Here is a 21,314-nt window from a genome sequence, read left to right as displayed (position 1 = left end):
TATGCCAAAAGACAAGTATACGAGATGCTCGGCTTCTCTGTAAAGCGTGAAAAAGCGAACATCGAAACAGGACCTCCTTGAGATCCTCCAACAAGAAGACGCTTGGGGGAGTCAAAAGGTTTCCTGCAAAGAATGGACGACTGGTGAACGAAAGCCCCTGCGGGAGACCGATTCGAAAAAGGCAGAAATCTGCTATACTCTTCGGATGGGAGGTTGACGCATGAAAACGCTCGTCATCGCCGAGAAACCCGACATGGGACGGAATATCGCAGCAGCCATCGAACCGAAGGCCGCGAACAAGCGAACGCATCTCGAAGGCGAAACCTATATCATCACCTGGGCGATCGGCCACTTGATTACGCTGGCCGAGCCTGACAAATACGACGACAAGTACAAGAAGTGGAAGATGGCTGACCTTCCGATTATTCCCGATCGATTCAAGCTCATTCCCGTCTACCGGACTCGGGATCAGTTGAAGGTCATCGGGGAGCTCGCGAAGCAATGCGACCGTATCGTCAACGCTTGTGACGCCGGAAGAGAAGGTCAGCTTATCTTCGCTTATATCCAGCAGCACCTGAAGCTTCGCCAGCCCGTCGATCGGTTGTGGATCTCCGACCTCACGGCGGAGACGATTCGCCGCGGCTTTCGCGAGCTGAAGAGCGGCGCCGATTACGACAACCTGACGAGCGCCGCGCGCGCCCGCAGCGAAGCTGACTGGCTCATCGGCATGAACGGTTCGCGAGCATTCACCGTGAAGCACAACGTCCTCCTATCGGTCGGACGCGTTCAGACGCCTGTCCTGGCGCTGATCTATGATCGGCAGAAGCAGATCGAGGCCTTTTCCTCGACGAAGTTCTATGAGGTCGAGGCTTTCTTCCTCCAAGGCGAGACGCGCTATCGCGGGCTCTGGCAGGGCGACCGCCTTACCGAGGCGGACAAGGCGAAGGCACTCGCCAGCAAGGTTGGCGGTAAGCCTGGACGGATAGCCAGCTACGAGCGCAAGGAGACGAAGGAATACCCGTTCAAGCTGTATGACCTGACGCTCTTGCAGCGGGAAGCGAATGCAAAGCTCGGCTTCTCTGCGAAAAAGACGCTGGATGTCGCGCAGGCGTTGTACGAAAAGCATAAGGTGATCTCCTACCCGCGGACGAACTCCAACTACGTCACCGAGGAGAATATCCCCGAGATGCACCAATCCTTGCAGATGTTGAAGGGAACGGCCTACGGGGAATTGGCTGCGGGAGCCGATCCGTCGCGTGTGCACAAGAACAACAAGGCCGTCTGCAATCCAGCCAAGGTGGAGGACCACCATGCCATCCTCCCCACTCGCAAAAAGCCGGGCGCCCTCTCCCCCGATGAGCAAAAGGTATACGATCTGGTGGTTCGGAGGTTTTTGGCGCATTTCTATCCTCCCGCCGAGTACAAAATCCACACGGTGCTGACCGAGGTGGAGGGCGAGCGCTTCAAGACGACGATCAAGGAACGGCTCGCTCTTGGCTGGAAGGTGATCTACGCCGGAGAAGAGAATGCGAAGGCCAAGTCGACCAAAGCCCGCAAGGAAAAGGAAGGCGAAGCCGAGGCGGACGAAGAGGAGGAAACCGATTCCCCCTTCCAGCTCGACTCGGGCGCTCCCGTGCACTGCAGCGAAGCGAACGCCCGCGAGAAGGAAACCCAGCCGCCCAAGTCCTTCACCGAAGGCACGCTCCTTCGGGCGATGGAAAGCGCGGGCAAGCAGGTCGAGGACGAGGAGCTGCGCGACGCGATGAAGGATTCCGGGCTCGGAACCCCGGCGACCCGGGCCGCTACCATCGAGCGCTTGAAGCAGGTCGGCTACATCGACATGCAGGGCAAGCGCATCCAGATCACGGCCAAGGGTCGCATGGCGATCGAGCTCATCCGCGGAGCAGGCGTCGACCTGCTCGCCTCGCCGGAGATGACCGGCCACTGGGAGCGCCGGTTGAACGAGATCGCGCGCGGGCAAGCGGACAGCGGAGCGTTCATGGAGAAGGTGAAGCAGTTCGCGCGCCTGATCGTGGACAAGGCAAGCGCCCAAGCCGCCGCCGACAAGGCGCTGTTCGGCGAGACCGCCGAAGCGGGGCGCCCCGGTGGACGCCGCGGAACGCGAGCCGCCGGGGGGCGTGCTGCGAGCGGCGGGACGCGCGGCGAAAGCGGCGCAGCCCGGGGCGTCGGCCCGGCGACAGCACCGCGGCGGGCGGGCGCGGGCAGCGGCGAAGCCGGAAACGCGGCGGGGGCCGCGAGTGGCGGAACGCGCGGCGGTGCCACGGCAGCAACAGCGCGGCGCGTGAGCAGCGGCGAAGCGCAAGGGGCGACTGCCGCCCCGCGGGAACTTCCCCGCGCGGACAAGCCCTCGAGCGCGGCATCGGCAGCGCCGGACGATTCGGAGCGCGCCTATGTTGCGCGCTGCCCGCGGCCCGGCTGCGGCGGCCAGCTCTTCATGGGCCGCAAGGGCTACGGCTGCAGCCGCTACAAGGATGGCTGCGGCTTCGTCATCTGGAAGGACAGCTTCGGGAAGAAGCTGTCCGACAGCATGGTCCGACAGCTTGCGGAGAAAGGAAGCACTGGCAAGCTCAAATTTACGGAACCAGACGGCGGCTCCTACGAGGCGCGATTGGTGCTTCTGGATCCGGTCAAAGGTTCCCTCAACTTGGAGAAAATCCAGTAGTATAAATCGCACGGTTTATCCTCTTCAACGGCTTGCTATATAAGTTGAACGAAAGAAATGACAGAGAAGCACGGAGAGAAAGATTGAAACTGGAGGAGCATAAGCGTTCGCCTTTGTTTTTCAATTCCAACCGTACAAAGAAAGATAGAATCAGGAATTGAAAAACAACAGCGACCGGAGGTTCAAGCTTTTCTCGCAGTGCGCACTCTCTGTGAAGTTTTCTAGTTCAACTTATATAGGAAGGGAACCGACACCCTCATCTGCCCTAATCGGTGGTGACCTCGGGTCCCTTCACCCCCTAGCCGTCCAAGACAAACGTTGCAATGATTTTGTATCGGTTCATTCCAGCCCCTCCTCAGATTCTTTTTCATGACTATCATAAAAGAATCTTCTTACCAAGAGGTTTCCAAATCCTTATCAAATCCTTATCTTTTTCGAAAAGGAACTTCAGCATGGGTAGGAAGGCGAGTCAGGAAAGCCGTTTCCGCCGAACTGCTTGCGACCTCAATGTGTCCCCCATGGGCTTCCACGATGCTTTTGGCAATGGCCAGGCCAAGACCGGTGCCACCGGTGTGCTTGGACCGGGATTCGTCCACCCGGTAGAATCGGTCAAACAGGTAAGGAAGATCCTTATTGGGAATCGAATCGCCGTAATTGACGATTTCGGTGACCACCTCGTCTCCCATTCCCTTGACGCGGATATCGATGAATTTGCCGTCCCGTCCGTACCGAATGGCATTAGAGATCAAATTCTCGTAAGCTCTAGCCAGCAGATCTCCATCCGCAAAGACGATCAGGTCCTTCTCCTCCGCATGGATCCTGCATTCCATCCCCGCTTTCTCCAAGCTCGGTACGAATTCCTCAGCCAGTTGACGGAGGAAGTCCGTCATATCCAGCTTCACTTTGTTCAAGGGCATACCGCCGCTTATCCGCGTGTAATCGAACAAATCGTCGATCAAGCGTTTTACACCCAAGGACTTTTCGTAGGCAATGCTGACGAAATGGCGCAATTCTTCCTCGTCCTGATAGCGGTCGTTTTCGACCAGCTCGAGGAACCCTAAGATGGACGTAAGCGGGGTCCTCAGGTCATGGGACATCCCGGTGATTAAATCGTTTTTCGTTTTTTCGGCATTGCGTTCTTCTTCGATCGACTGCTTGACCTGGCTGCTCATCTGATTGATATTGTAGGCGAGCATGCCCAGCTCGTCCGAGGAGCGAACCGGCAGGACCACATCAAACTGCCCTTTGGCAATCTCCTTGAGCCCTCCGGTGATTTCCTCCAAATACCGGATCATCTCCCGGCTGGTCAGAAAGAAGACGATGAGAAACAGCATGCATCCGGTCAGCGCCATGATCGGGACCGAGCCGATGTGGTTGACGATCCACGCAAGCGGCGCCTGGAAGGCAGAATGCCCGATCAGCGTGGAGATAAGCCAGTGTCCGGTAATGACGAGGCCCACCGTCACCGCAAGGCTGAGCAAGAAAACGAACATAAACTTCCAGCGAATCGTCCGAAACAGTCGGTATTTGCTCTCCTTCAACGCCCGATTAGCCTCTTCATCGGGATTCTGTCCGTTTGGAAACCGTTTACGTAAGAGCCGGTAGGAGAGGAAAAACACCACGAGGCCAGCAACCGCCATCACGGGTGCGGAGCCTATGTTTTCCACGATCCAGCGAAAAGGACGGTCTAGCGGAGAGACCTTCATGATATAGCCGATTAGTCTGTAGCCGATAGCCGTAAGCAGCGCCGTAATCCCTAAGCTGACCTGGATGACGGGAAAAGCGGCTTGTCGATTTTGGGTTTTCACGATTCCACATCCATCGTTTAAGTGAGGATAGAACGGATTTTTGCTCATCCGTCCTCTACAAATCGGTCATCATGTAGCCGATGCCCCATACGGTCTTGATAAATTTGGGCTCCTGCGGATTGCTTTCAATTTTTTCGCGAATCTTTCGGATATGAACCATCACGGTATTTTTTGATTCCAAAAAAGGCTCGTTCCACGCTTCCTCATAGATTTGCTCCATACTGAGGACGATCCCACGGTTTACCGCAAGCATACTCAGAATGGCAAATTCCCGGGGAGTTAGCCGGATCTCCCTGCCGTCCAGCGTAACCCGGTGGTTGGCCGTATGAATCACGAGATCGTCGATAATCAGCTCGTTCCGATCTTGGACAGGAGCCGAAAATTGCTTGTACCGGCGCAACTGAGATTTGATTCGGGCGACAAGCTCCAGCGGGCTGAAGGGCTTGGTCACGTAATCATCGGCACCCAGCGAAAGCCCGGTGATTTTGTCCAGGTCCTGGCTTTTGGCGGACAAGATGATAATGGGAATATGGTTGTCCTCCCTGATTTTCATGCACGCCGTTAACCCGTCCATCTCGGGCATCATGACATCCATTACGATCAAGTCAACCTTGTTCCGTTCTAAAAGCTCTAAAGCCTCCTGGCCATTTGACGCCGTAAGAAGCTGGTATCCTTCGTTTTTCAGGTATATCTCCATCAGCTTGATGATTTCTTTCTCGTCATCCACCATCAATAAGGTTTCCCTTGGCATGGTCATTCTCCTTACTTCCTCTTTTGCAGCAGTTCGCGACCATTTCTTTACGTGGCGACTGTTACCCTCATATTAGCAGACATCCCGTAAAAAAGAAGGGGCCGTTCTTGATAACCACAACGTAAACCCGTTCGTCTTGAACCAAGCCTCCCCCATCCGCTTGGAACGAGAAAAAGGCCCCAAATCGGTTGTGATTACCCGATTGGAGCCCTCTCCTGTATAAATCGCAGCGATCTCATGCTGTTCGTTATCCATACGATTAGCGTTGCCTGCGTACTAGTTTTCCACTTCGAGCTTCCGGGCCAGCTCCACCGCTTCTTGCGGGGCGATCGGCCGCTTCAGTTTCTCGGCTTCCTTGCGGACGCAGTTTAGGAGGTTCATGCCGCCCACGCGGTTCATGTTCACGCCCTCCAGGCTCAGCACGTGCTCCAGTGAATGGAGCCCCGAGTGCTTGCCGAGCAGGAAGCTGTGCTCGCGGTGCAACTCCTCCGGCTCGAAGCATTGGTAGACCGAGCGATTCTTGATCAGGCCGTCGACGTGGATGCCCGATTCATGCGCATAGACCATGCTGCCAACGATCGGCTTGGCCTCTGGCGTCCTCCGGCCCGATGCCCGGCTGATGCAATCGGCGAGCGGCTGGAAGGACTCGGCTTGCAGCCAATCGCAGCCTTGGTACAGATGCCGCCAAGCCATGGACACTTCCTCCATCGCCGCATTCCCTGCGCGTTCGCCAAGCCCGAGGATGGTTGTACTGGCGATAGCCGCACCTGCGGACAAGGCAGCGAGCGTGTTGGCCGTTGCGAGACCGAAATCATTGTGCCCGTGGAATTCGAGTTCCGCATCCGTCGGAATAGCATCGACCAAGCTCCGAATGCGCTCCCCGGTTGTGACCGGGTTGAGGGCGGAGACGGTGTCCGCATAGCGGAACCGACGTACGCCATCCTCATACATCGTATTGATCACCTGAGCCAGGAACGAGGTATCCGCTCTTGAAGCATCCTCCAGGCCGACGGAAACCGTCAGTCCCTTCTTCATGCCGTATTCGGCAGCGCGGCGGATCAAGGAGAGGGCTCCGGTCTTCGTGAGCCCCAGCTTGTCGCGGATATGCAGCTCCGAGGACGGAAGCGTCACGTGCGCCCACTTGGCGCCGGTCCGCAGGGTGGCGTCCAGGTCCTTCGCGAGCGCCCGGTTCCAGGTCGAAATGACCACGGGCAGCTCCAGCTCGACGATGCTGCGAATGGCGGCTTCTTCATCCGCTCCCATCGCCGGCGTGCCGACCTCGATCTGCTCCACCCCCGCTTGCGCCAAAAGCTTCGCAATTTCCCTTTTTTCCTCCGCCGTAAAGGCGACCCCGGCTGCCTGCTCTCCGTCTCTTAACGTCGTATCGCAATACCCGATCCGTTTCATCGCGCATCCCCGTTTCCGTTCCTCAGATTGGAAATTCCCTTCTTCATAATTCCATTATATTCGAAAAACCGTTCTTATCCATGACTGCTTTTCGATTCAATCATTCTATTATTGATATGGGTTGAAGCTCACTTCAAAAGCCCCCAAAGCAACCAGAGAGCGGTCCCCCATACGAAGAGGGCCGAGGCCTTTTGAATCCAGACGAATAGCCGACCGGTTCGGTCCAGGAGCCTGTGTCCCATGAATCGATCCATTTAGGCGCTGGTATATTGCTCCCACAGCTGTAGATACATTTTATCCTCAGCCAGCAGATCCTGGTGGCGGCCTTCGGCAACCACTCGTCCTCCTTGAAACACATAGATGTAATCCGCTTCTTTGATCGTCATCAGCCGATGCGCTATGACGATGACCATCTTGTCATGGGTTTTAACATACGTCCACAGGTCCCTCATCAGAGCACGCTCCGTATCATAGTCCAATGCAGAGGTTGCCTCATCCAGAATCAAGATCGGCCGATCGGCCAGAATAGCGCGGGCGATGGCCATTCTCTGTATCTCTCCTCCCGACAAGGACTGCCCTAGCTCTTGCAGCTTCGTATCAAGTCCATTCGGCAAAGCCCGGATGAACGCTTCGGCCTGGGCCATTCGAACGGCCTCCAGCAACTCGCTCTCGCTTGCCTCTGGACGAACCTTCTGCAAATTATCTCGAATCGTTCCCGAGAACAAGTAGGAGGTCTGCGGGATGTAGGCGATTTGAGACCTCCACACCTCTGCATTCACCCTTGAGTCGAGTCCTCCAAGAAGCAACTCTCCTTCGGAAGGCATCAACAAACCGGCTGCAATCTTGGCCGTGGTGGATTTTCCTGAGCCGCTCGGTCCGACAATCGCTACAAGAGAGCCCGGGGCCACTTGGATATGGACATCCTCCACACCCATAACCGAGTGGTTACCGACCGGAGATTCGCTCCGATCCTTCTCTCGGTTGTAATGAAGTCCGATGTGCCGCAGTTCCATCCCGCCATCGACGAGAAGGGGTTCTTCACTGACCGGGCTTGCGGGCTCCTTTTCCATTGCCAACACGTCGAAGATACGAGGGGAAACGCCGAGAATCTCCAAAACCTGCCCCCACATGCTACCGATGGATTGCATGGGACTCGTAACCCTCCACACCAGCGTGAAAAAGACAAGCAGCGAACCAAGTGCCATGGACTCGTGGATGGCCATCCAGCCCACCGTTAGAACGCAAACCAGGATTAACAGATTGGAAAAGGATGTCGTAATTAACGAAATGACTTGATAGTACCACGCTTTTTTCATATATAACTGATTCAGTTTTTTTCGTTCCTGGATAAACCGTTCGTTGATCCAATCCGACAACCCGTAGGACCGCACAACTTCGATGTTTTGCAGCGCCTCATGCTGGCATTGCCGAACGGCCGACTCCTGGTTTGCGATATTCGTCCCGATGGCCGACAGGTTCCTGCGCACCGAATGACTGATCAGCAGCATGACCGGCGACAAAACAAGAATAAGCACAGCTAATTTCCAGTTCAACCATAACAGATAAACCGATGCGAGCAGGAGCATAACAAACTGATCCAACAGCTGGTCCAAGGTGACGGTTAGCAGCCCGGCCACGCGCGGAGAGTCTTGCGTGACTCGCTGGACAAGATCGGAAGAGTGCATTTCGCTCACATGCTCGTATCGAGCACGATGCGCATGGTCCGCGACTTCCTCCATCAGATCGGTGTTCAAGCTCGCCATCGATGTCTTCTTCCAATACTCGCCAATCAAGCCTATCGCGGCCAGCAGCAGAAACGCCGCCAGGCTGATCCCGACAAGCAGCTTGATTTTCTCGAACTGTTGAAGCTCCAGGTAGTTGAAGAAGAGGTTCACAAACAAAGGCTCCAGCATCATGATCGAAGCCTGCGACAAGCTGAAGAACAGACCCGCAAGGAAGAGCCCCCGTTTGGGTTTCATTTTGTTCCACAGATGATGCCAGACTCGGGTAAACGGCACACTCGTCCCTTGTGAGCTCATGACGCGTCATCCGCCTCCATTCGATCCGTCCCGTTGCCGTCTTGGACTAGTTTGGCGTAACGTCCCTTTCGGGCAAGCAGCTCCCAATGGGTTCCTGACTCGATGATCCTGCCGTCCTCTACCACGCAGATGCGATCCGCATGGCGGATGGTCGACAACCGATGGGCCGCGATCAGGACCGTCCGATTGGCCATCAGCTGCTCGATCGTTTGCTGGATTTTCATCTCATTGATGGAGTCAAGCGCCGATGTCGGTTCGTCCATGACCAGAATGTCCGGATTCCGAATATAAGCTCGCGCGATGGCAATCCTCTGCTTTTCGCCGCCGGATAGTTGCTTCCCATGCTCTCCCAGATACGTGTCATACTGCTCCGGCAGATTTCGGATAAACTCATCCGCATTGGCTAATTCAGCCGCACGAACGATGTCTTCCTCAGAAGCATCCAATCTTCCGATGCGAATGTTTTCCCGTATGCTTTCATCAAAAAGGCTTTTATCCGGATTTTGCGGAACATAAGCGGTTCGTTGTCGCCAAGTCCCCAACGTTTTCTCATCAAGTGGGACACCGCCGACGGTTACCTCTCCCTCATCCGGGACAAGCAACCCTGCAACCAGCTTAAGAATGGTGCTCTTCCCCGCTCCGCTGGACCCAACCAAGGCAGTCGTTTTCCCGTGCTCGATGACCAAGGAGAAGTTCCTCAACTGCGCGGATTCGGCTTCGTACCCGAATGTCACATTGTCGAGAACAAGGTCTCCCTCGTTTGGCAGCATGCCGTTTTCATCGAACTCGCGAAGGGGAACTGTTGGATCGGCCAGTTCAAACACGCGGCGCAAATTCGTGATCACATTTTGAATCGCCACCCGGGTATTGACGATGTGGGACAGCGGATAAATCAACTGCTCATACGAAATGACAAAGGCGGCGATAATGCCCGCCTCAATGGTACCCTTGCTCAGCATATAACTGCCGATGCCAAAGATATAAATCTGTCCCAGCCAATAGCCTATAAAAATCGTAAGTCCCGAAGCCGTATAGTACAGATGAAGCCGAACGCCAGCCCGTTGAGCTACTCGGACCTTCTCCACCCAGTTGGCCAACAAGGATCGGCGCAGTCCGAAAACCCGGACCACCTCAGCTGCTTGAAATTGCTCCTGCAGATCGGCATATTGAAGGGCTTGCGATTCGTTAAGCTTCGTCTGCCACCTCTGAATCGGGATAGACAGTAAGTTCCCGGCTAGAGGAACCAGGAGTGCGATGACAATACTGCCGATAAGCAGCTCCCAAGATAAAGCCGTTAAGTAGAATAGCAAAAAAATCAGAGACAAAACCTTTTCAATCAGGAGGGGAATCGTGCTGTTTATCCCATCTTGCGCGGCAAGAGCGGAGTCGTTCAACCGTTGAATCTTATCTCCGCTGTGCCATTTGTGGAACAGGGTCAGCCTCATCCGGAGGAGTCGTTTCAAGACATTTCTTTGCAGATCAAGCGTGGTTCGATTGTTCAGGGACTGCTTGTAGATGTCCTTCGCAACGCCCACGAGGAGTCCCACGAGAAAGACACCGGTAAAAAAGAGCGCTGCATTCCACAACCCCGAGATGGACTTCTCCCTAACGGCGGCAAAAAGTCTCCTCATGCTCTCCGCTTGCCCAACCGGGACCAAGGCCGACAAAAAAACCAGAACCCCCATGAGCAGATACGACGTCCAATGGGCCTTAATCAGAGAGAACAGCTTGTGGTACATCACTTTTCTCGAAAAATGAGTGCTTTCGTCCATTATGCCCTCCTTGCGGCAGGTGGACCGTCCACAACAGGCTTCCGTAAGCATTCGTTTGCCGCCATGGGGTCCTCATCCACATGAAGTCTGACAGCCGTAATTCCGGGCCGCCCGGCTTGCTGCCACTCTTGTATCATTCGTTCCATATTATCCCATGTGGATCGACCGTCTGCAAAGCAAAGAATCACAAGCTGCAAACATTGCTGCTCCTGAACGCCTAATAGGCATACCCCATTCCGATCAAACGCTCCGACCGCCATCCCTTGAAATCCCGAGCTATGCAAAGGGCTCCCAAACCTCTCGGTCATGGCTTGGGTAGGGCCCGAAACTTGAAACAGGTTCTGCATCCGTGCTTGCAGCCACAGAAGCATTCCATCCGCTTCATCCTTTGACTCCAGGACAATCCCCGTGCGATGGCGCTCTGGACTCTTTTCCAAGCAACTCTTAATAAAGAGCAACCCCTTCGCATCCTCTGCTTCCGTTACCAGAGTGAAATGATCGTCAAAGGGGAGTGTCTTTCGGCTGTCCCGAAGAACCGTTCGGAATCGCAAGAAATCCGTATAGCCCGTTATTCTTCCGCTCAAGCCCGTCTCTGTCTTCACAAAACGGGTCAGGACCTGCATCCCCCCTATCGATAGGGGCATCACCAAGTCCCCGCCCATCTTCAATTGATAAATCCACTCGGGGGAAATCCCCCAGGTTCCGACCGTGACGATAATCTTATCGTAGGGTGCGTGATCTCTCAGCCCGAGAAAGCCGTCACCGGCCACAACCCTCACCCAATCGTAATGGTGTTGGCTCAGACATCGGGCAGCACGCGCTGCGACATCCTCCTCGATGTCTATGGTAACAATCGCTCCCTGCTCTCCCGTCAAATACCCGAGCAATGCCGCATTGTAGCCCGTCCCCGTCCCTATTTCCAATATGGACTGGTCCGGCTGGACTTGGAGCATCTCCAGCATGGTCGCCATGACGAGCGGGGAGGTGGAAGAACTAAGGACATCTTGATTTTGGTCGACTTTGGTGTAGATCACCTTGTCCGAGTAGATTCGGATAAGGGGCTCATTCGGGAGAAACCAATGACGATAGACATGAAGGAAGGCATCTCTCACGTTTGGATGCCGGAGATGGCCTCCTTTTTCCATTCGGGAAACCATACTCTTGTTTAGCTTAATCGCAAGCGTATTTCCATCTGCCATATCGTCTCTCCTTGGCTGCTGCCTGAGGATTTTATCGAAGCATCGGCAAATCCGATACCATGCTAGTTAGTGCGGTCAGGAAACGGGGAATGACCGAATCTGCTGAAAATTTCCTAACCGAGGCTATGCATGCTTCAGGAGCAGGCAGCCTTCTTTTCTCTAGTAAAATCTCGCTTACCAGCGAGCTAAGAGCATCCACATCGCCCACGGGATATAGCCAACCGTTGGTCCCGTCGATAATTTCTCGGGGTCCATAGGGGCAGTCACTGGCGAGCACAGGAATCCCGCAGGAGAGCGCCTCGACCAAAGCCAATCCGAAGGATTCGGATTCCGAGGCATGAATCAATGCCGTGCATTTCTCAAGATTGTTCCATGGGTTGGGGGTCCATCCGTGGAAAACCACTTTCGATTCGATCCCCAACGTATGCGCACTCGCGGCAAGGTTCGGGAGCTCATCTCCCTCTCCAAAGATATGAAGCTTCCAATTGGCCGGATTGATTCGAGAAAGGGCGACCAGAATGTCCTCGACCCTCTTTTCTTTCGTGAGTCTGCCAACATACGCGAATTCAGGAAATTCCGGTCTGGGAATTAGGGGGAGCTGGTGGATGTTCAGCGGATTATAAACCACGTGTATGCTACTGGATTCCGTCGCCTGCTCGATCTCTTCTTTGAGTGCCTGCGTGATGGCAAGATGGCCGTCCGCATAGCGTAAATCATCTTTGTTATTCAAGACATGATCGGTATTGAGCTGCAGCCAACTGATGACCTTCGTGTTAAGTCCCAGCCTCTGGGCGGCGAGCTTTGCAATTTTGGTTGATCGCGTCCCTAACGTTACCATGCAATCGATCGGAAGCTGCTGCTCGAATAAGACTTTTGTGAATCGATTCAGATAGCCGGAGATATCGACACCTCTTGCTGCTTTGATCGGAGTTTTCATCAGGTGAAGAACCGGAAGGCCTTCTTCCCATTCCGAATCCATCGATTGATGGGCCAGTACGATCTGGATATGGTGGTCCGCTGACAATGCTTGATAATAAGTGGATAGAACCCGCTCCACTCCGCCGCGCCCGCCCAAAGGAAAATCGACATAAAAGAGGATATTCATCTTGGATCGCTCTCCAACACCGTAAGGGTAAATTGCTTGGATACCTCACTCGCAAAAGGAAACGCTTTTGCTTTAGCACAGCTCGTAGATGGTGTAGGATTCCTGAACCGCATGAGTCTTTATTTGAAAGGAATGGATTTGTTCGATTTCTTGAAAAGACTGCATCAGCTGATTTCGGACTTCAAGCTGACTGCTGCTCAGCAGGTAAACGGTCTTCCCGATCCGCTGCATTTCTTTGAAAAAGGGCTGCAGCAGCGCATGAGGAACGATGCGCCAGCTGTCTGTAACAACCACGGTGTCATAGTGTTGGTCGTTCGCTCCAGACAACAAGCCCAACGTCTCCACTACACGGCACGCACCAACACCATCGCTTGAGCTCTGAAAAGTCGTGCTATTCATAGTAAAGCTATCCGTGGCCCCTACTTCATGCGCCAAACGATCGGAATGACACCCTACGGCCAGACGCTTTTCCGTAAGCATTGGAGGAATCGCCTCTCCAATCCCCGGATAGTCCATGCTTATCAAGGAGATCGCTTGTTTGAAATGCTTGATCAAGGAAAAGGGATTGTGCTCGGTTTGGATACTAGACAGCTCTACCTCGAGAGCTCGATGTTTCTCCACCAGCCGCACCCGATCCGCATCGCCCGGTGCCAATCGCTGCCGATTTCGGATGATGAGGCCCCGAAATCGGGGCTCAAATCGAAATAGACAGCCCTTTTGCCAAAGCCGAATGCCCAATTCCCGGTCCTCGAATCCCTGATCGCGGAAGTCTTCGTCGAACAGGCCGACCTCATGCAGGACGCTGGATTCAACGGAAAACAAGGCGGCATTCAGCAAGAGCCAAGGGGTAGACGAGGTGGAGAACGCTTCGAGGTCCTTCTGCCTCCCGTCACCAAACGTCGGAAGCAAGGGATGCTTGAAGCATTTCAAGGGATCAGCGGATTCATAAATCCTTCGGAGGAGAGGAAGTGCCGGATGATGGTCAGGCTGGAACAAGCCGTGGATTCGTCCGATGCAGACTCGATTGGGCATGCCATGAACTTGAAGCAAAGACTCGACCGCATCCGGTGCTAAGAGAACGCCTTCGTTCAAAAAGCAACAAATCGCATATCGAGCCTTTCGAATTCCGCGGTTTTTCATAGCCGCGCTGCTGTCTGATCCATCTGTCCCTTCAACGACCACAACCTCGTATGCCTCGGGATCGGCCGTTTGGGCATCGAGGGATTGCAGTGTTTTGCCCAGCAAATCACGCTCGCCATAGGAAGAAACAATTAGGCTCACTTTCATGGTCTCATCTCTCAAACCTGATTTAGTAACGGCACTTTAGAGACTTGATAAAGGGCATATTCCGCCGTTTGATCGACGGGCCCCATCGAAAATTCATCCGGCAACCGGGAGGAGCCGCGAAGGATTCCCGACTCCAACACGACATCCGGTTGATCGATGAGATACACATCTTCGGCAATTCTCAGCGCTTCATTCAAAAGCAAGCGTAGCAGCTCCGAGGGATACGCCTTCCAGATGTCCGTGATGATCACGGTCGAGTAGGTTTTCTCTTGCATGAGAGCAGCCAGGCCAATTCGATTGAAAACCTTACCCGAGGGAAGCTGTTCCGCAAGCCGCGAAGGGCGTTCCGTTTCGATGGTGAAGACCTCGTCAGCCTTTACCCGCGCTGCGAGCTCCGGAGAAAAGCCGCCGATGAGAAGCCTTTTCCCCTGTGGCAGCTGATCGGTAACGTACTCGAGATTGGGGTAATCCCGGGGAACGGACGGGGCGACCTTCACAAAATGATCAATCGTGTCGGACGAATTGTAAGGCATGCTGACCGTCCATAAGGTATACCACACCTCCACAGGAAACTCCTGATGAAGGGTATACATCCTCAAGATGTTCTCGTAGCTTTCGCGATTTTTATCCGTATATTGCTCATGCGGCAGATGGAGCGCCCTTACCTTGGAATCCGATCGAAATGGAATGCCGGCCTTCCACAGTCGATACCCCAGCTCCAAATCCTCATGCCCCCATCCGACAAAGGACTCGTCAAAGAGCCCCACTTCCTCGAACAAAGAGGTTTCGAGAGAGGTCATGCAAGTCCAGTAATACAGCCAAGGGGCATGAATGCGATTCAGGTCGTTGGCGTATTTGTCGTAGAGCATCTTCTGTCTAGCATCGGGATAAACCGAAAGCATTCGGTTCGTCAGGCATCTCTCCGGGTGATCCGACTCCGCCATCGGACGGAGCAGCCTTACCAGTTGCGGGTGTTTATCCGCTTGACTGATGCCATGGACGATCCCCAAACATACGCTTCCGCGATAGCGGGTATGGAACTGCGAAACACTTCGGATGAAATCCGCCCCCACCAAAACACCCGTGTCCAGCAATACGCATACTTCGTATTTGGCTAGGGAGATCCCCATATTTCGGGCCGCCCCCGCTCGGAACCCCAAGTCCGGCTGATAACAATACCGGAGATCCAGACGATCTTCAAACGAGCAGACGGTTTGTTTGGTGTTGTCTTGGGACCCGTCATCACAGATGATGACCTCAAAGTCAGGCGAATCCGGGTCTTGATGGGCCAAACAAAGCAGCGTTTGCTTTAGCAAATCCGATCCATTGTAGGTTGGGATAACTACCGTTACACGCATTCCGCTCCCCCATCCAAACGTTTATTATCTAGTAGCTCATCAGCTCTGTATCAACTGGGGAGCGGAAATAAGCTGATCCAGCGTGAAATTGTAGTTTCCCGCGCCTTGGTCCGCATGAGCCAGCCGATGATAGAACAAAGCCACGCCAGCCGATCCTGTACCGAAATCGGTAGAGATTCGGTAGGCTTGGTCACCGGGGAAGGCTAGTCCGCCCGGTCGCTCAATCCCGTACAAATTCATGGAGGTTCCGATTTCCATCGCTTTCTGGAGATAGTCCTCATCCCCGGTGAATTGGTACGCATCCAGCAAATAGTTTCCGATTCCCGTTACTCCCCGGAACAGGCCGCAAAAGGCTGTGCTACTCATAAAATTTTCTTTGCTCAGCGAAGTCATTAGCTCGAAATAACGCGAATCCCCGGTCGCTCTCCAGAATCTCAGAAGAGAGGTTCCAAGACCTGCGTTGCCTTCAAACCAGTACGGAGAAATGATCTGCATTCCTGATGTGCCCACGGGACCTCTCGGTAACCCCATGCTTCTGGGCAATGTCACCAAATAACTGATCTCATGTTCCACGGCAGCTTGGGCCGCAGCCAGAAACTTCGGATCGGTTGTCACCTGGCCCAAATACAACAAGTACAAGGCGATCCCGGATGCCCCCAAAGCATATCCGAGATTAACGCTTCCTTCGGGGTCTCTCCAGAAAAATTTATCTTCTTTGACTTCTTTCGTAGCGAGCAGCCAGTCTCCTATTTCAACCGCTTTATCCAGCCATTCCTGGTCCCCCGTCTGCATATGGAAATGTAGACAGGCCAACCCATATCCCGATGCTCCATAGAACAGGTCCGGCGTTTTCTTAAGCAGGGGATGGGAATGGAATCGCTTCATGATCTCCAGCGATTGTTCCTGAAGCCCCATCTCCCAGAAGGACCATGCGATGCCAGAAGCCCCTACATACAGACCCGGTGTATAGAGTTCGTCATCCACACTTCGATCAGCCATCCATTCTCGCACAGGCTTGTCCAGATTTCCGGTCAACTTGGTGATGGCATAGCCCACGCCTGCTGCCCCGTAGGAAAGACTGAGCGGATTGGTGTGAAACACCATCGGATCGGAGGGAAACAGGCGATCCGCACGACTGGGATCAGCCGTACTGAGGATATAGCGGAGACAGTCATCCCTTTTCTTGAGCAGCTCTTGCCGGTCCAACGCTTGGCGGAACGGGGAATGGTGATCGGCTTCCGGTTTCGTGCTGACCTGATCGATCATCTCCAGCAAGGAGGGTCTCCTCTCCGCTTGCTCATTCAAGGAACGAATGATCAGTTGGCGCAGATGGTTCGGCAGCCCCAGCTCCGACGCCTTCAGGTCTACAAGCTTCTCCAGCAACTCCGGCTCCAACTGGTACAAATTCACGCCCGTCGGAAAAATCATGCCCAAGAAATTCGCTCCCAGCGCATAGATGTCGTCCTGTTTATCCATCCCAGGACGCTTCGGTCGAAAGCCAGGCGTGCCAAAGGTGGCATCGGCTTGGCCTTTGCCGATCTCCCACGCCGCCTCTAAATCAAGGATTTTCACCGATCCTGTCTCTATATTGGAGACAATGATGTTATTCATGGACAGATCGCCTAAGGCGATGCCCCTCTCATGAATCTCATTCACGGCTTGTGCGAGGCTCTTCCATATTCGTAAAAGGATTTCAAGAAAAGCGTCGCATTCCTCATCCGTCGCCGTCCCCGTAATAAAGGGGTTGTACTTGCTGGTGAATTTACCGAGCGTCGGACCGAGCAGGTATTCTTCGACTAGAAATGTATGCTCCCATTCATGAAACAACTCTACCGGTTTCGGGGTGATCCCCGTGTCCGCAAGCTGCTCCAGCAGCGCGTATTCCTTTTCCAGGCGAGCCACCGCATCATCGCCATGCTCGTCAACGCCAATATGCTTCCGGGCTTCCTTGATGACGACGGCTGTTCCCGAATCGAGGTCTGTAGCTAAATAAACGCCTCCTGCAAGCGAATGGAGCAGCGAGGAATGAACCTCGTACCTTCCCTCATTCAAAGTCAGAGATAAATCAACGTCCGAATCGTCATCGGGAAAAGGATCTTCAACCCAATACGGAGGATTCCAGAAAGGGACCCGCTCGTCCATCATCAATCGGTTATCCGGTGTTCGCAGGGTATATTCTTTCGTTCCTCGCTCCGTCAATTGAAATTCGCCTTTGATGCCGCCATATCGATAGTGGACGACCTGTGAGCCGGGAAACCGCTTATCCGATAGGATATACGGTCCTTCGAAGGACGCTAGCTCTTTTCCCAAGAGAGTGATGACTTCTTTAAACTGCTCGTCATGGGCCGGGTAGATCGTGATGAACTTCCCCCCCGATTCCCTTCCCCACCCCTTGGATGTCATCCGCACAAGCATTTTCTTGTCCAAGGCAAATTTGAAAGCCAATGAGCGCTCCAAACAGATCCTTGCGGCGATTCGCAGGATTTCTTCACCATTATCAGACCGCGCCGAAAGGTGAATTTTCCAGCCCTGGTTGATCAGTACAGCATCGGTTGGCGTTACCTGACGCCAAATGCCCCTTCTATGTAAATGGTAGGTGGTGTCTGAAGTCACCGAGCGGATGATGTCGAGAAACTCATCGCTGGGCTGGTAGCTGTCGAAGGATTCATAAAACTCGGGGTGCTGAGCCAAGTGGTTGAGGTGATAAAATTTTTGACCTGCTTCCATATGAGCCCTCCGTTACATGGATAATGAATAGCCAAGAACATGTGAAATAGTGGTCGAAGAGGGGACGTTTTTTTATGAAACAGAATGGAATCTATTGCAGCTGGTTGTGATCCAAGAATCTCTGCTAACCGCGTTTCATCCCCATCTCCTGCTGTCCTGAAGCTTATGCCAAGCGATACCTAAGCAAAAGCGAAAGCACCCCACTCCTGGATCTGGCTGCCTATGTAAACGTATGGGGTACCCCTGTCCTCAATCAGTTACAGCTGTTCCATGCACAAGAACTGGCACTGAAAGCAAATTCCGATTCCAGGTTGTCCTGACCGCTAAGCATTTGCAGGGCAAGAATACGTGTCATAGTCGACTCCTTTCCCCCTCTTCGCTCCCTATTATACCTTTTTTTGGATGAAAAGCTATATTGACGAAATAGAATTTCTAATATATTTTAAAATGGCCTATTATATCCATTTTTTCGAGAGGGGACATACCGATGGTCGAAGCAACCCGCTTTGCCAATGGATTACAAGCATTTCTCTCCCCCCGGGTGCAGATCCCGAGCGCTTGCTTTGCTATCGCCTATAAAGTAGGAAGCGCTAGCGACCCTACCGGATGGAGCGGGCTTTCTCACTTTCTCGAGCACATGATGTTTAAAGGGACTCCCCCCTATCCAAAGGGCATGATGCAGCAGCTGATTACGAACCGGGGAGGACGGTTCGATGCCCTAACCTCCACGGATTTCACCCTTTACTTTTCCTTGGTTCATCGAAACGATATCGAAATTCCTATCCAAATCGAAGCCGATCGCATGCGAAATATGCAGTTTGATCCCTCTCTTATTCAAATGGAAAAAGAAATCATTTTGACGGAGCGAGCCGGGGCCTCCTCCAGCCCTTCGCGAATCCTCCAAGAAGCAATCCTCGCAACCGCATTCGAGAACAGTTCCTCTGGCCATCTGGTTATCGGTTCAGAGGAGGACATTAAGAAGGTCACCAAAGAAGCCCTCGAAGCCCACTACCATCGCTATTATCAACCGAACAATGCCATTGTCTCGCTCGTCGGCAACTTCGAACCAACTTCCGCAGAAAAGCTCCTGGAGCAGCACTTAGGTGAACTGCCAATCATGGTTCAAGAGGAAAAACCAATCGAACCGGGGATATCCTTACACCCACCACATCACAGCAATCGGAATCAATCTCCGCGCCGACTGGAATTGACCCATCCTCGCTCCTCGCGTCACTTGGCCATGGCGTGGAGAAGCCCCGGCCCTGCCCATCCGGATGCGATGGCCGCGGAAGTGATCAATATTCTGTTATGCGGAGCCCCTTCGCTCATCAATGGCGGAGCCAAAATCGGGGTAAGCTCCGGCATCCTGTTTGAGTTGGTTGAGAAGGAACTACTCCTTGAGGTGAACAGCAACTTAATTGTCTCGAACCCGGACAATCTATTGATGATCACGTGCACCTTGTCGCCGCACCAAAGCTTCGAAGAGGTGGAGTCCTACCTAACGGAACGAGTAGAAATGTTGAAAACCATACTCGTCCCGCAGGAAGCCCTGACTGCCGCAATCCGATGTGCAGAGAAGCAACATGCCATGGCAAGGAGCGACCTCATCACGGATACATTGGGTACGGTGAAGTCGATTATCCGAATCGGGGATACAGCCTCCTGGATGAAATACTCCAGCACCCTTCACGCCGTGACTCCCGAAGAAATTCGAAGAGTGGCCCAGCGCTGCTTTCAGGACGATAGCGCGACGATTGTCCATTTGCTCCCGTCCGTTCCAGGAATCCATGCTCCTCATCCGGTGACGAAGCCTTCCGTTGAAGCGCCTTTGTTGCCGCCTCCCCCCTCCTACCAAACGCTTCCGTCTACCAACCCTAAACAAGGTGCCATACCCAAGACTGTTGCATGGGAGGAAGTTCAACCGGCAGACTCCTCCACCTTCTCAAGGAAGCTATACAGCAACGGGATGACCTCCCTGGTCTATCGCTTGAAAGAGGTGAAGGTCATCACGATCCGGCTTTCCTTCGAGGCAGGCTCCCTGTACGATCCCGCCGATAAGGACGGCCTTTCTCGGTTGACGGCTTTCCTGCTGCAGCAAACGATCTACGAGGGAACACCCTCCCCCGACCATTTCGGAATTCAGATTGAGCTGGAGCACACCCCTGAAACGGTAGCGATCGCCGCAAGCTGTACGGTGGACATGCTCCCCTTGTGTTTGCAGATCCTGGCGGATGCCCTTCTATCCCCGTCCTATAAAAAGGACACCTTCGATCAGGTGAAGGAACTCTTTCTCTACCACAAACGATATCCCCATGCGACCCCGTGGCTCTACCCAAAGGAGCCGTTCCTGATCGAGCTCTACCCGAATGAACACCCGCTAGCCCGATGCCAGGACGGCAATGCGGACACCCTCTCCCAACTACAAATGGAGGATGTCTATGCGTTTCATCTTCGCTATTTTGCTCCTGCAGGTTGTGTTCTCGCCATTGTAGGTGATGTAAGCGGTGAGGCCGTTGAGGAGTTATTGGCAAGAAGTCTGTTCCGTTGGCCCTCACAAGGCGAATCGGAGCGGGTCATTCCCCCTGAGGTGGACGTCACCCGCCAATCGTCTTTCACCAGGGAGCATAGAAATGTCGTCTCTACTTTGACCGAACTTTCATTCAACTGGCTCACCGTGAGCAGAACCCATCCGGACTTCCTTCCCCTCAATGTTCTCGCGACCCTCTTGGGTAAGAAAGAATCGGCCTTCGCAGGGCGATTAAGCGCTGTGTTTCGCGAACAATACGGTCTCTCTTATTACCAGCATGTTCAATTTCCAGCAAGCGGCGTTCAAGTTCCCTTCCGCATCATCATGGGAGTCAACGGGGCCAATACGGATCGATCCATGGAGCTTCTTCATCAGGAGATCGCATCTTTGCAAAGAACCTTGATCCGACAGGAAGAATTGGAGGCAGTCCTCTCCTTCATGGTCGGCCATCAGGTGATTCTGTGGAGTGACGCCTCTTATATTTCGGAACAGCTCATTCAATACGCTCGTCATAATCTTGGAATGGAGTACCGACACACGTACCCCATCCTGCTGTCGAGCATCACACCGGATCGCTTATGTCAGACCGCACAAAACTACTTCAATCGTGAGACCCTGTTCACGCTCATCAGTAAACCATAGGAAGGGATA

Annotated in this window: 12 protein-coding genes; 2 read left to right on the top strand and 10 right to left on the bottom strand. The window is 53.6% G+C overall.

Annotated elements, in window-relative coordinates; genetic code table 11:
* The first annotated feature begins 220 nt into the window (after window positions 1-220).
* The gene (locus AAFN83_RS11855) at window positions 221-2,683 is read left to right on the top strand and encodes a type IA DNA topoisomerase (protein WP_347769547.1); all 2,463 of its coding nucleotides are present in this window, start codon (window positions 221-223) and stop codon (window positions 2,681-2,683) included.
* 425 nt (window positions 2,684-3,108) lie between these two features.
* On the opposite strand, the gene AAFN83_RS11850 is transcribed toward AAFN83_RS11855, so the two are convergent.
* From AAFN83_RS11850 to lanKC, 10 genes are all read right to left on the bottom strand, one after another.
* Complete coding sequence (locus AAFN83_RS11850) at window positions 3,109-4,491, bottom strand: ATP-binding protein (RefSeq protein WP_347769545.1); 1,383 nt, start codon at window positions 4,489-4,491, stop codon at window positions 3,109-3,111.
* Between the two features lie 55 nt (window positions 4,492-4,546).
* The gene (locus AAFN83_RS11845; RefSeq protein WP_347770207.1) at window positions 4,547-5,242 is read right to left on the bottom strand and encodes a response regulator transcription factor; all 696 of its coding nucleotides are present in this window, start codon (window positions 5,240-5,242) and stop codon (window positions 4,547-4,549) included.
* Window positions 5,243-5,518: 276 nt separating this feature from the next.
* Window positions 5,519-6,649: a homocitrate synthase/isopropylmalate synthase family protein gene (locus tag AAFN83_RS11840; RefSeq protein ID WP_347769543.1), complete on the bottom strand. Its 1,131-nt coding sequence runs from the start codon at window positions 6,647-6,649 to the stop codon at window positions 5,519-5,521.
* 254 nt (window positions 6,650-6,903) lie between these two features.
* Entirely contained in the window at window positions 6,904-8,688 is a 1,785-nt protein-coding gene (locus tag AAFN83_RS11835; protein ID WP_347769541.1) for an ABC transporter ATP-binding protein, read from the bottom strand.
* Window positions 8,685-10,460, bottom strand: coding sequence for an ABC transporter ATP-binding protein (locus AAFN83_RS11830; RefSeq protein WP_347769539.1), 1,776 nt, complete (start codon window positions 10,458-10,460; stop codon window positions 8,685-8,687). Before AAFN83_RS11830 ends, AAFN83_RS11835 begins: the two co-directional genes overlap by 4 nt.
* Window positions 10,460-11,659 (bottom strand): class I SAM-dependent methyltransferase, encoded by a 1,200-nt coding sequence (locus AAFN83_RS11825; protein ID WP_347769537.1) that lies wholly within the window; start codon window positions 11,657-11,659, stop codon window positions 10,460-10,462. Before AAFN83_RS11825 ends, AAFN83_RS11830 begins: the two co-directional genes overlap by 1 nt.
* A gap of 31 nt (window positions 11,660-11,690) precedes the next feature.
* Entirely contained in the window at window positions 11,691-12,764 is a 1,074-nt protein-coding gene (locus tag AAFN83_RS11820; protein WP_347769535.1) for a glycosyltransferase, read from the bottom strand.
* Between the two features lie 72 nt (window positions 12,765-12,836).
* Window positions 12,837-14,051 (bottom strand): glycosyltransferase family 2 protein, encoded by a 1,215-nt coding sequence (locus tag AAFN83_RS11815; RefSeq protein WP_347769533.1) that lies wholly within the window; start codon window positions 14,049-14,051, stop codon window positions 12,837-12,839.
* A gap of 11 nt (window positions 14,052-14,062) precedes the next feature.
* Window positions 14,063-15,409, bottom strand: coding sequence for a glycosyltransferase (locus tag AAFN83_RS11810; RefSeq protein WP_347769531.1), 1,347 nt, complete (start codon window positions 15,407-15,409; stop codon window positions 14,063-14,065).
* Window positions 15,410-15,448: 39 nt separating this feature from the next.
* Window positions 15,449-18,136 (bottom strand): class III lanthionine synthetase LanKC, encoded by a 2,688-nt coding sequence (gene lanKC, locus AAFN83_RS11805; protein ID WP_347769529.1) that lies wholly within the window; start codon window positions 18,134-18,136, stop codon window positions 15,449-15,451.
* Between the two features lie 487 nt (window positions 18,137-18,623).
* On the opposite strand from lanKC, the gene AAFN83_RS11800 reads away from it, so the two are divergent.
* Window positions 18,624-21,305, top strand: coding sequence for a M16 family metallopeptidase (locus AAFN83_RS11800; RefSeq protein WP_347769527.1), 2,682 nt, complete (start codon window positions 18,624-18,626; stop codon window positions 21,303-21,305).
* Window positions 21,306-21,314: the final 9 nt, after the last annotated feature.

It is taken from the genome of Gorillibacterium sp. CAU 1737 (assembly GCF_039888655.1).
Lineage (GTDB): Bacteria > Bacillota > Bacilli > Paenibacillales > NBRC-103111 > Gorillibacterium.
The sequence above is the reverse complement of the archived record's forward strand: the minus strand, read 5'-3'. Positions and strand labels throughout refer to the sequence as shown.